Origin of the sequence: Pseudomonas sp. 43NM1, from assembly GCF_002836905.1 — a bacterium.
Taxonomy (GTDB): Bacteria; Pseudomonadota; Gammaproteobacteria; order Pseudomonadales; family Pseudomonadaceae; genus Aquipseudomonas; species Aquipseudomonas prosekii.
In genome coordinates this window covers 19,376-30,335 of the sequence record NZ_MKGS01000179.1, presented here as the reverse complement: position 1 = coordinate 30,335, position 10,960 = coordinate 19,376, and the positions used below count along the sequence as shown (strand labels likewise).

General features: G+C 59.7%; 11 protein-coding genes. 6 read left to right on the top strand and 5 right to left on the bottom strand.

The window, feature by feature from the left end; translation table 11 throughout:
- Positions 1 to 409 (bottom strand): 3'(2'),5'-bisphosphate nucleotidase CysQ (locus BI292_RS23070; protein ID WP_178076620.1); only part of this gene is annotated, 409 nt, incomplete at its 3' end.
- Complete coding sequence (gene nudE / locus BI292_RS23065) at positions 406 to 972, bottom strand: ADP compounds hydrolase NudE (RefSeq protein WP_101209301.1); 567 nt, start codon at positions 970 to 972, stop codon at positions 406 to 408. The genes nudE and BI292_RS23070, both read right to left, overlap by 4 nt.
- A gap of 233 nt (positions 973 to 1,205) precedes the next feature.
- Between nudE and yrfG the strand changes: the two genes are divergently transcribed.
- Positions 1,206 to 1,868 (top strand): GMP/IMP nucleotidase, encoded by a 663-nt coding sequence (gene yrfG, locus BI292_RS23060; protein WP_092274894.1) that lies wholly within the window; start codon positions 1,206 to 1,208, stop codon positions 1,866 to 1,868.
- A gap of 123 nt (positions 1,869 to 1,991) precedes the next feature.
- Here the strand turns inward: yrfG and lysM are convergent, their stop codons facing one another.
- Positions 1,992 to 2,435, bottom strand: coding sequence for a peptidoglycan-binding protein LysM (lysM, locus tag BI292_RS23055; protein WP_092274897.1), 444 nt, complete (start codon positions 2,433 to 2,435; stop codon positions 1,992 to 1,994).
- A 136-nt stretch (positions 2,436 to 2,571) separates the two neighbouring features.
- Here lysM and BI292_RS23050 point away from each other — a divergent pair, with 136 nt between their 5' ends.
- From BI292_RS23050 to BI292_RS23035, 4 genes are all read left to right on the top strand, one after another.
- Positions 2,572 to 3,459, top strand: coding sequence for a LysR family transcriptional regulator (locus BI292_RS23050; RefSeq protein WP_101209300.1), 888 nt, complete (start codon positions 2,572 to 2,574; stop codon positions 3,457 to 3,459).
- Between the two features lie 94 nt (positions 3,460 to 3,553).
- Complete coding sequence (gene fdhD / locus BI292_RS23045) at positions 3,554 to 4,393, top strand: formate dehydrogenase accessory sulfurtransferase FdhD (RefSeq protein WP_101209299.1); 840 nt, start codon at positions 3,554 to 3,556, stop codon at positions 4,391 to 4,393.
- Positions 4,390 to 6,738, top strand: coding sequence for an FdhF/YdeP family oxidoreductase (locus BI292_RS23040; protein ID WP_101209298.1), 2,349 nt, complete (start codon positions 4,390 to 4,392; stop codon positions 6,736 to 6,738). The genes fdhD and BI292_RS23040 overlap by 4 nt, the downstream gene beginning before the upstream one ends.
- 346 nt (positions 6,739 to 7,084) lie before the next feature.
- On the top strand, positions 7,085 to 7,570 hold the full coding sequence (locus BI292_RS23035; RefSeq protein WP_092274912.1) for a glycine zipper domain-containing protein: 486 nt from the start codon (positions 7,085 to 7,087) through the stop codon (positions 7,568 to 7,570).
- Positions 7,571 to 7,636: 66 nt separating this feature from the next.
- On the opposite strand, the gene BI292_RS23030 is transcribed toward BI292_RS23035, so the two are convergent.
- Both BI292_RS23030 and BI292_RS23025 read right to left on the bottom strand, forming a co-directional pair.
- The gene (locus BI292_RS23030; RefSeq protein ID WP_101209297.1) at positions 7,637 to 8,056 is read right to left on the bottom strand and encodes a thioesterase family protein; all 420 of its coding nucleotides are present in this window, start codon (positions 8,054 to 8,056) and stop codon (positions 7,637 to 7,639) included.
- A gap of 140 nt (positions 8,057 to 8,196) precedes the next feature.
- Positions 8,197 to 9,423: a 3-hydroxyacyl-CoA dehydrogenase gene (locus tag BI292_RS23025; protein WP_101209296.1), complete on the bottom strand. Its 1,227-nt coding sequence runs from the start codon at positions 9,421 to 9,423 to the stop codon at positions 8,197 to 8,199.
- A 332-nt stretch (positions 9,424 to 9,755) separates the two neighbouring features.
- Between BI292_RS23025 and rffA the strand changes: the two genes are divergently transcribed.
- Positions 9,756 to 10,916 (top strand): dTDP-4-amino-4,6-dideoxygalactose transaminase, encoded by a 1,161-nt coding sequence (gene rffA, locus BI292_RS23020; RefSeq protein ID WP_101209295.1) that lies wholly within the window; start codon positions 9,756 to 9,758, stop codon positions 10,914 to 10,916.
- Positions 10,917 to 10,960: the final 44 nt, after the last annotated feature.

Genomic DNA, 10,960 nt, shown 5'->3' with positions numbered 1-10,960 from the left:
CGCCCAATCCCGCGCCACCGACGTAGAAACGTCCGTTGGTCGGCATCGACACCACGCCAAACACTACGCGGCCCTGCTCGATCAACGCGATGTTGACGGTGAATTCTTCGCTGCCGGCAATGAATTCCTTGGTCCCGTCCAACGGATCCACCAGCCACCAACGCTGCCACCCGGCGCGCACGCTCTGCGGGATGTTGGCGTCTTCTTCGGACAACACCGGAATACTCGGGTCCAGCGCCGTCAGCCCGTCGAGAATCAAATGGTGCGCCGCCAGGTCTGCGGCCGTCACCGGCGAATCATCCGACTTCGCCGTCACCGCAGTGCCGGTGCGCCAGAACGGCAGGATCGCGTCGCCAGCCCGCAGCGCCAATTCAATCACTGGCGCCATCAACGGATGCGGGAAATTCATGGCAGGAACACTCCGCGCTGGGTCAGCAAGTCGCGGGCCAGGTACAGCGCCGCCAAGGCACGGCCCTCGGTGAATTTCGGGTTTTGCGCCAAACCGGATAATTCACGCAGGTTGACCTTCTCCACGCCCATCGGCTCGGGCTCGTCGCCCTCCAGGCTTTCTTCGTACAAGTCGGTGGCCAGCACCACTTGGATCTTCTGGCTCATATAACCGGGCGACAACGACAGCTCGGTCAGATGTTCCAGTTGCCGCGCGCCATACCCGGCCTCTTCCTTGAGCTCGCGCTCGGCCGCCGCCAGCACGTCCTCGCCCGGCTCGATCAAGCCTTTGGGCAACGACAATTCGTACTCGTCAGTACCGCCGCAATATTCCTCGACCAGCACTGCGTGGTCGGCATCGAGCATCGCCACAATCATCACCGCGCCATACCCGGCGCCCTTGCCGACCAGACGCTCGTAAGTGCGCTCGACGCCATTGGAAAAGCGCAGCTTCAGCTCTTCGACGCAGAATAAACGGCTGGTGGCGACGATCTCGCGGGCGAGTACGGTGGGTTTCTGGCGCATAAGCGGCTCCTTGGCGTGAACGCGTTACTATACAGGCTGTTTGAAAGCTGCTGCGCTCGAGATTGCTGCGTCAAAAACAGGCTCGGACGGGTCATTTACAACACGTAAACTCCCCGTCCTCGCCTGTTTTTTCCTTGCACTCTCTTCGCTCGCGACGCTTTCAAACCAGCCTGTACCCGGCCTATCCTGATTGTTGACCTCGGATATCTTTTTTACCGCTGGAGAAGTTTTTTATGTCCCTGCTGCCCTGGCGCGACATCGACACTGTGCTGCTGGACATGGACGGCACACTGCTGGACCTGCATTACGACAACCATTTCTGGATGGAACACCTGCCGCAGCGTTACGCCGAGTTGCACGGCGTCAGTCGGGCGATGGCGGAGATGGAGTTGCAGCCGCTGTTCGAGCGCAATGCCGGTCAGTTGCAATGGTATTGCCTGGATTTCTGGAGCGCCGAGCTAAAGATTCCGGTGCGCGAACTGAAACTGGAAACCGCCGATCTGATTGCCTTGCGCCCTGACGCGGACACGTTTCTGGCGGCGATCAAACGGGCTGGCAAACGCGTGGTGATGATCACCAATGCGCACCGCGATTCGTTGTCGCTGAAACTGGAACGGATTGAACTGGCGCCCTATTTCGAGCGTTTGATCAGCTCCCACGATTACGGGTTCGCCAAGGAAAATCCGCAGTTCTGGGACGCGCTGCAGGCCGATATCGGGTTTGACCCGGCGCGCAGCCTGTTCATCGACGACACGCTGCCGATCCTGCGCAGTGCGCGAGATTTTGGTGTAGCGCATTTGCTGGCCGTGAGCGAGCCGGACAGCCGCAAAGGGCCGAAAGACACCGCCGAATTTGCGGCGGTCGGCGATTATCGCGACCTGATCGAAGGCCTCTGAGCCCGACACGTCTGCCTATTGTGGTGAGGGGGCTTGCCCCCGTTCGGCTGCGCAGCAGTCGCAAAAATCTTGGAGCCGCTGCGCGACCCAACGGGGGCAAGCCCCCTCGCCACGGGTTTGTAGTTACTCAGGAATACGCAACGACTGGCCCGGATAGATCTTGTTTACGTCTTTGAGCATCGGTTTGTTCGCGTCAAAGATTTTCTGATACTTGTTGGCATCGCCGTAAACGCGCAGGGAAATCGCGCTGAGGGTGTCGCCCTTCTCGACCACGACAAATTTCGCTGCTACGAGCGTTGCCGCACCGGTCACGGTGATCTGATCATCAACACTACCAACGCCGGCGATATTGCCCACCGCCAGCAGAATCTTTTCTTTTTCTTCCTGGGACGCGACTTCACCGGTGACGGTGACCTTGTCGCCATCCACGGTGGCCTGCACATTCGGATTACCCAGACCGACCTTGCTGATGTGCTCCTTCAATTGTTCGCTGGCATTGGCGTTGCCGGGTGTCAGCAGGTCGAGCAGTTTCTCGCCTGCTTCTTTCACAAAACTCAAAAGGCTCATCGTGTTCTCTCCATGGGATAAGGGTCCAGACGCAAAAGACTAGACCAACCCGGCAACGCGCGGTTCCAACCCGACCAATGACGTCGGTCCGCCGCAAGCGCTAAAATCCCCAACCTCACCGCGCCCTGGAGCGAAGATGGACATCAAGCAGCTGAAATTCCTCATCGCCCTCGACGAAACCCGGCATTTCGGCCAAGCGGCGGCGCGGTGTCACATCACCCAGCCGACCTTGTCCATGCGCCTGCGCAGCCTCGAGGAAGAACTCGAGTTGCCGCTGGTCAATCGTGGCCAGCGCTTCGAAGGCTTTACCGCGCCGGGCGAGCGCGTGTTGGCCTGGGCGCGCACGGTGCTCGCGGCGTATGACGGCTTGCAGGCTGAAGCGGCGGCGTGTCGCGGCAATCTGGTCGGGACATTGCGCCTGGGCGTGGTGCCGCTGTCGAGTTTCGATCCGCTGCCGCTGATGCAACGCCTGCACAAGGAACACCCGAACCTGCGTTTCGAACTCTCGGCGTTGAGCTCCGAGCAGATCCTCGAGCAACTGGCGAACAACCGCCTCGACCTTGGCGTGTCCTACCTCGAACGCCTCGATGGCGAGCGCTTCGATTCGCTGGCGTTCAGCACCACGCGCATGGGCCTGCTCTACGATCAGCGTTTCTACAGTTTTGGCGAGGCGCCGCTGAGTTGGGAAGCGCTGATCGAGCTGCCGCTGGGCATGCTCACCAGCGGCATGCACTTTCGCCAATCCATCGACCACAACTTCCACAGTCGCGGGCTGACGCCGCAACCGTTGCTGCAAACCGATGCGGTCCACCAATTGTTACAAGCGGTGCACGGCGGATTTTGTTGCGCGGTGATGCCGCTGGAGGGAGGCCTGGAAAACCTCACCGACCACCTGCGCCTGCAACCGATCGACAATGCGCAAACCCTCGGTCGACTGGGGCTGATCATGCGCCGCGCGGCGCCACGTTCGGCGCTGGCCGAGGCGTGTTTCGCGATTTATCAGAAATCGCTGAGCGAGTCTTGATCGACGTCATCTATCGGCGGATCAGTATTAGCGATTAGACGCGACAAGTTGACGCGCCTAGGCTAGGAGCTGACCAAACCGTCGGTGATGCCCCATGAACGCCAAGCGCCCAACCAGCGCGGCGCCCGCACTCGAAACGCCCGCGCCTGCCGCCAGCCACACCTACAGTTACAGCGATCTGACCTACGCAGAATCGACCAGCACCGCGCTGGCCGAGGAAGTGGCGTTGGCGATCGCCTATAACGGCATCAGCCAAGCGGTGATGCTGGTGACGCCGACGGATCTGGAAGACTTTATTGTCGGTTTCAGCCTGGGCAGCGGCATCATCGAAGACGCCAGCGACATCTATGACCTGCAACTCAGCGGCGCGGGTTCGGCGCAATACGCGCAAGTGACCATCGCCAACCGCGCGTTCTGGAACCTCAAGCAACAACGTCGGCAACTGGCCGGCACCAGCGGTTGCGGGCTCTGCGGCGTCGAAGCGGTCGAGCAGGCGTTGCCGGACCTCAAAGTGTTGCCCGGCGCGCCGCTGCCTCCCGCGCAATGGCTCGACGGCCTGCGCCAGCGCATCGGCGCGTTCCAGCCGCTGGGCCAGCATTGCGGCGCGGTGCACGCGGCGGTGTTCATGAACGGCCAAGGTGAATTGTTGCTGGGCCGCGAAGACATTGGCCGGCACAACGCGCTCGACAAGCTGATCGGCGGCCTGATCCGCCAGAACATCCCGACCGTTGGCGGCTTGGCGATTGTCACCAGCCGTTGCAGCCTCGAATTGATCCAGAAAGTGCTGCGCGCAGGCATTCAGACCCTCGTCAGCCTGTCGTCGCCCACCGGCCTCGCCGTGCAATGGGCGCGCCGCCACAACCTCAATCTCATCCACCTGCCGCAGAAAAGTGCGCCGCGGGTTTACAGCCCAGCGATGGAGAATCAAGCGTGAGCCAACACAATCAAGCCGATCAGACCCCCGTCCCGCGCTACAAGCCTTACAAAGGCCCGGCCGGCGGTTGGGGCGCGCTGGTTAGCGTTGCCCGGGCATGGTTGACCAGCGACAACGCGCTGAAAAACCTGCGCATGATGCTCAAGACCAACAAGAACGGCGGTTTCGACTGCCCGGGTTGTGCCTGGGGTGATTCCAAGGAAGCCGGCATGGTCGCGTTCTGCGAGAACGGCGCCAAAGCGGTGAACTGGGAGGCGACCAAACGTCGTGTCGATGGCGCGTTCTTCGCCAAACACAGCGTCAGCGCGCTGCTCGATCAAAGTGATTACTGGCTCGAATACCAGGGCCGTTTGACCGAGCCGTTGAGCTACGACGCCGAGACCGATCGTTACAAGCCGATCAGCTGGGAAGCCGCGTTTGCCCTGATCGCCAAGCATTTGCAGGGTCTGTCGAGTCCCAACCAAGCCGAGTTCTACACCTCGGGCCGTGCCAGCAACGAAGCGGCGTATCTGTATCAATTGTTCGTGCGCACCTTCGGCACCAACAACTTTCCTGATTGCTCGAACATGTGCCACGAGGCCAGCGGTGTGGCGTTGGCGCAAAGTGTCGGCGTCGGCAAAGGCACGGTGACGTTCGAAGATTTCGAGCACGCCGATGCGATTTTTGTCTGGGGCCAGAACCCCGGCACCAACCACCCACGGATGCTCGAACCGCTGCGCGAAGCAGTGAAACGCGGCGCTCAGGTGGTGTGTGTCAACCCGCTGAAAGAGCGCGGACTGGAGCGTTTCCAACACCCGCAACATCCGATCGAAATGCTCACCAATGGCGACAAACCCACCAACACCGCGTATTTCCGCCCGGCGTTGGGCGGCGACATGGCGCTGCTGCGCGGCATGGCGAAATTCCTGTTGTTGTGGGAACGCGATGCGCAGAAGGCTGGCACGCCTGCGGTGTTCGATCACGACTTCCTCAACGAACACAGCGCCAACGTCCTGGAATACCTGGGCACCATCGACGACACGCCGTGGGAGCAGATCGTCGAGCAGTCCGGCCTGACCCTGGTGGAAATCGAGCAAGCGGCGCGCATGTACGCCAAAGGCAAGAACGTCATCATGTGCTGGGCGATGGGCATCACCCAGCACCGCCATTCGGTGGCGACGATTCAGGAAATCGCCAACCTGATGCTGCTGCGCGGCAACATCGGCCGGCCGGGCGCCGGTTTGTGCCCGGTGCGCGGCCACAGCAACGTGCAGGGTGACCGCACGATGGGCATCAATGAGCGTCCGCCAGTGGCGTTCCTTGATTCACTGGAACGGCGCTTTCAGTTCAAAGTGCCGCGCGATAATGGGCACAACGTAGTCGAGGCGATTCACGCGATGGCCGACGGTCGCGCCAAAGTCTTCATCGGCCTGGGCGGCAACTTCGCTCAAGCGACCCCGGACAGCTCGCGCACCTTCCAGGCGCTGAGCAATTGCGACCTGACCGTGCAGATCAGCACCAAGCTCAACCGCAGCCATTTGGCCCACGGTAAAGAAGCGCTGATCCTGCCGTGCCTGGGCCGCACCGACATCGATATCCAGACTGAGGGCCCGCAAGCGGTCACCGTGGAAGATTCGTTCAGCATGGTCCATGCCTCCAACGGCCAGTTGCAGCGGTTGTCGAACCTGATGCGTTCGGAGCCAGCGATCATTGCCGGCATCGCCGCCGCAACGTTGGGCAGCAAACCGGTGGACTGGAACTGGCTGGTGGCCGATTACTCGCGCATCCGCGACTTGATCGCCGACACCATTCCGGGCTTCCGTGACTTCAATGAGCGGGTGAAAAATCCGGGAGGTTTCTACCTCGGCAACAGCGCTGGCGCACGCAAGTGGAACACGCCGTCGGGCCGCGCCAACTTCCGCGCCAACCTGCTGCCGAAAGATCTGGTGCACGAACGCACGCGCGCGACCGGCGTATTGCCGGATTTGATCATGCAATCGATGCGTTCCCACGATCAGTACAACACCACGATTTATGGTCTGGATGACCGTTATCGCGGGGTGAAGGGTCAGCGCGATGTGTTGTTTGTGAACGAGGCGGACATCATTCGTCTGGGCTTCAAGCCTGGGCAGAAAGCCGACATCGTGTCGATCTGGGACGATGGCCGCGAGCGTCGGGTCAAGGGCTTTACCTTGCTCGCGTTCGACATTCCTGCCGGACAGGCTGCGGCGTATTACCCGGAAGTGAACCCGCTGGTGCCGCTGGAGAGCACCGGGGACGGCAGCCATACGCCAACCTCGAAGTTTGTGGCGATTCGTCTGGAGATGGCCAGTGAGAGCGGTTTGATCATGGCCAAGTCGGCTTAGGGCGTTAGCAGGTCTGCCCTCTTCGCGGGTAGGCTTCGCTCCTACAGGTTCGTGTCGTTCGGATATTTCGCGGACGACTCCGATCTGTAGGAGCAAGGCTTGCCCGCGAAGGCGTCTGCCCGGACAACATAGGCTTCGGGTATTTTCCAAACGCCCACAAAAAAGGCCGTTTTCTCGCAAAAACGGCCTATCCGAAGTAGCTAAAGACCGGCGAAAAGCACTTAAGTTCCCTCGATAAAACAGTAACTTATCGAATTGTGTACAAGTCGTGTTACTCGTCGGATTTTGATTGTCACAATCCGCCCACCACCTCAGGATCGCGTCGTCATCCCCTTGAGGTTCCTCTATGAAGTTCTCCTCGATTCTCTTGTTGTCCCTTGGCCTGGTCAGTGGCTTCGCTTCTGCCGGAGGCACCACCGAAGCAGGTGTGGGCGGCGCATTGGGTGGAGTTCTGGGCTCGGTCGTCGGTCAGTCACTAGGCGGCAATACAGGTTCCACCATCGGCGCAGCCTTGGGCGGCGCGGGTGGTAGCGCAGTCGGCGCCGACAAACGCAGCCGTGGCGAAGCCGCCATTGGCGGTGCGTTGGGCGCAGCCGGCGGCAACGTAGTCGGTCGCAGCCTCGGCGGCGGCACCGGCAGCCTCATCGGCTCCGCAGCCGGCGGTGGTGCTGGCGGCGCGCTGGGTAACTACATGGGCAACAAAAGCGATGAGGACGACGACCGTCGCTCCTATCGCGGCCGTGATGATCGTCGCTACTACCGCGATGGCCACCCTGGCCGGGGTCATGCCTATGGCCACCGCAAGCATCACAAAAACTATCGTCATCGCTGAGGCCTGAAGGCTTAGCGGTCCGCTAAATAAAAATCGCAGCCTTCGGGCTGCGATTTTTTTTGCGTTTCAAACTACCAAGCGTTCCAGCGCGTCGCGCAGCCCGGCAGGAATCGCCACTGGCTGATTCGATGCCCGATCGACAAACACGTGGACGAAGCGCCCGGCCGCACAGGCTTCGTCCTCGCCGTGCTTGAACACCGCCAGTTCGTATTGCACCGAACTGTTGCCCAACTTGCCGACCCGCAGGCCGATCTCGATGCGATCCGGGAAAGCGATGGACGCAAAGTAATCGCACGCCGAACTCACGACAAAACCGACCACCTCGCCGTCATGGATATCCAGCCCGCCGACTTCGATCAGGTACGTGTTCACTGCCGTATCGAAGAAGCTGTAATAGGTAACGTTATTAACGTGACCGTAGGCGTCGTTGTCGTGCCAGCGCGTGGTGATGGGCTGGAAGTGCGGGTAGTCGGTGCGTTGATTCATTGATTTCTCTCATTCTGAAGGATCGTTCCCATGCTCCGCGTGGGAATGCCTCAATGGACGCTCTGCGTCCGCTTTTGGGACGCGGACCGTCCCGGGCTGCATTCCCACGCCGAGCATGGGAACGATCAAACAGGTGGAGTCTACCTGTCAGCAAACCCCTTACCCACCGCCGCCAACTCGCCAATCAGCCGCGCAGGTTGCCACTGATCGCCCTGACGCGTTTCCAGCGCCAACAAACGCTGATGAATCTCCGCCAGCCCCTGCTGATCCGCCCAGGCCATTGGCCCGCCCTTGTCAGCCGGGAAACCATAACCGTTGAGGTAAACCAGATCGATGTCATGCGCCGAACCGGCGATGCCTTCCTCGAGGATCTTCGCGCCTTCGTTGACCAGCGCCAGCAAGCAGCGCTCCAGAATCTCTTCAGGACCGATTTCACGGCGCTGCAAGCCCAGCCGCTCGCTGACCTCCAGCACCAGCGCATCGACCTCTACATCGTGCTCAGCCTGGCGACTGCCCGGCTCATAGTGGTAATAACCGTTGCCGCTCTTCTGACCAAAACGCCCGAGCTCACACAGCCGATTGTCGATCTGCACCTCAGGCGCATCCTGCCCTTTACCGGCCAGTTCGCGGGCGCGCCATTCCAAATCGATGCCGACCACGTCGTACATGCGGAACGGCCCCATGGCGAAACCGAAACCTTGCAGCGCGGCGTCGACCTGATACGGCAACGCGCCTTCGAGGAGCATTTTGCGTGCTTCGAGCACGTAGGTATGCAGCATGCGATTGCCGATAAAACCGTGGCAATTGCCCGACACCACGCTGACTTTGCCCATGCGCTGGCCAAGGTCCAGCGCTACCTCAAGCACCGCCGGAGCGGTCTGCGCGCCGCGCACCACTTCAAGTAGTTTCATGATGTGCGCCGGGCTGAAAAAGTGCAGGCCCAGCACCTGTTGCGGGCGGCGAGTGGCAGCGGCAATCGCGTCGATGTCGAGCGCCGAGGTATTGCTCGCCAGAATCGCTTCGGGTTTGAGCAGGCCGTCGAGTTCGCGGAAGATTTTCTGCTTCAGCTCAAGATTCTCGTACACCGCTTCGATCACCAGATCGACATCGCGAATCGCCGCGTAATCCGCCGCGCTGGTGACTCGCGCGATGCGTGCGTCGGCTTCGGCCTGATCAATCCGGCCCTGACGCACGTTGTGCGCGTAGGTGTCGGCGACCGTGGCCAACGCCTGCTCAAGCATCTGCGGATTGTTATCCACCCACTGCACCGGCACCCCGGCGTTGGCCAGGCACATGACAATCCCACGGCCCATGGTGCCCGCGCCGATGACCGCAGCGCGCTGAATATTGAACGACGTCTGGCTCATTTTTGTTCTCTTGGTTGTGCACTGGTTGGCGATCCAAAGACAGGCTTCACCATAGTCAGCCGTCGCAGTTTTTTGAAATTTATTCGTGTGATGGGGGACATTCAGCGGATGGATGCACTGGTTCGTTTGCAAGAACCTCGAGCCGCGCAGCAAATCCGTCAATGTGGGCTTAAAGGGTCCGTTGAGCTATGATCGCACCCAGCCGAAACTGCCCACCAGCAGATGAATGACTACCGGCCTTTTGCTTGAAGATAGCCAAGCGCGATATACAACAATGTCAATCCGCTGACGGATTTTATTGCGCAACATATGTACCGGACCGGAGGCATGACGTGAGCATTGGAAAGATCCCGTTCAATCGACCTTATATGACAGGTAAAGAGTTTTTCTACATTGAACAGGCCAAGCTCGGCAACGTACTCGCTGGGGATGGTCCGTTTACCAAGAAATGCCACGCCCGGCTTGAACAAACGACTGGATCCGTCAAGGCACTGCTCACTCACTCATGTACCGCTGCGTTGGAAATGACCGCGCTACTGCTGGACATTCAACCGGGCGACGAAGTCATCATGCCTTCTTACACGTTCGTTTCCACCGCGAACGCTTTTGTCTTGCGTGGCGCAATTCCCGTGTTCGTCGATATCAGGGAAGACACGCTAAACCTCGATGAACGGTTGATTGAGCAAGCGATTACGACTCGAACCAAAGCCATTGTTCCAGTTCATTACGCTGGCGTTGCGTGTGAGATGAACAGCATCATGGAAATCGCCCGTCGTCATGGGCTGAAAGTTGTCGAAGATGCCGCTCAAGGGGTAATGGCTAGCTATAGGGGCCGGGCCTTGGGCAGCATTGGCGACTTGGGCGCTTTCAGCTTCCACGAAACCAAGAATGTAATCTCCGGCGAAGGTGGCGCGTTGTTGGTGAACGACGCTGCTCTTGCATTGCGCGCTGAAATAATCCGCGAAAAAGGGACGGACCGCAGTCGGTTTTTTCGCGGCGAAGTCGATAAATACACGTGGCAGGAAGTCGGCTCTTCCTTTCTACCAGGTGAACTGACAGCCGCATTCCTATGGGCGCAATTAGAAGAGGCGCAGGCTATTACAGACCGACGTCTGGCTAGTTGGCAGCACTATCACGAAATGCTTGCCCCCTTGGAAGAACAGGGTCTTTTACGCCGCCCGATAATCCCAGAAGAATGCCAACACAACGCGCACATGTACTACGTATTGCTTCATCCGCAGACAGATCGCCAGCAGGTATTGAGTGCATTGAAAAAAAGCTCTGTAGATGCCGTTTTTCATTATGTGCCCTTGCATTCTTCGCCCGCGGGACAGCGTTATGGACGAGCCCACGGAGCGTTGCGCGTCACTGACCAACAGTCGGAACGCTTGATCAGACTTCCTTTATGGGTGGGCTTGATCCGAGAAGAACAGGGTCGAATAGTTGAATTATTATTAAAGGCGATTAATAACTCGCACCATCGCCGCTCCTGAGAGCTGACGGCCTTATTCATTAGGCGCAAACAGCGGATATGCTC

Bases quoted from the DNA above. Each gene is read 5' to 3' on its own strand.
- nudE (WP_101209301.1), bottom strand. From the start codon at position 972: ATGCGCCAGAAACCCACCGTACTCGCCCGCGAGATCGTCGCCACCAGC.
- yrfG (WP_092274894.1), top strand. From the start codon at position 1,206: ATGTCCCTGCTGCCCTGGCGCGACATCGACACTGTGCTGCTGGACATG.
- lysM (WP_092274897.1), bottom strand. From the start codon at position 2,435: ATGAGCCTTTTGAGTTTTGTGAAAGAAGCAGGCGAGAAACTGCTCGAC.
- BI292_RS23050 (WP_101209300.1), top strand. From the start codon at position 2,572: ATGGACATCAAGCAGCTGAAATTCCTCATCGCCCTCGACGAAACCCGG.
- fdhD (WP_101209299.1), top strand. From the start codon at position 3,554: ATGAACGCCAAGCGCCCAACCAGCGCGGCGCCCGCACTCGAAACGCCC.
- BI292_RS23035 (WP_092274912.1), top strand. From the start codon at position 7,085: ATGAAGTTCTCCTCGATTCTCTTGTTGTCCCTTGGCCTGGTCAGTGGC.
- BI292_RS23030 (WP_101209297.1), bottom strand. From the start codon at position 8,056: ATGAATCAACGCACCGACTACCCGCACTTCCAGCCCATCACCACGCGC.
- BI292_RS23025 (WP_101209296.1), bottom strand. From the start codon at position 9,423: ATGAGCCAGACGTCGTTCAATATTCAGCGCGCTGCGGTCATCGGCGCG.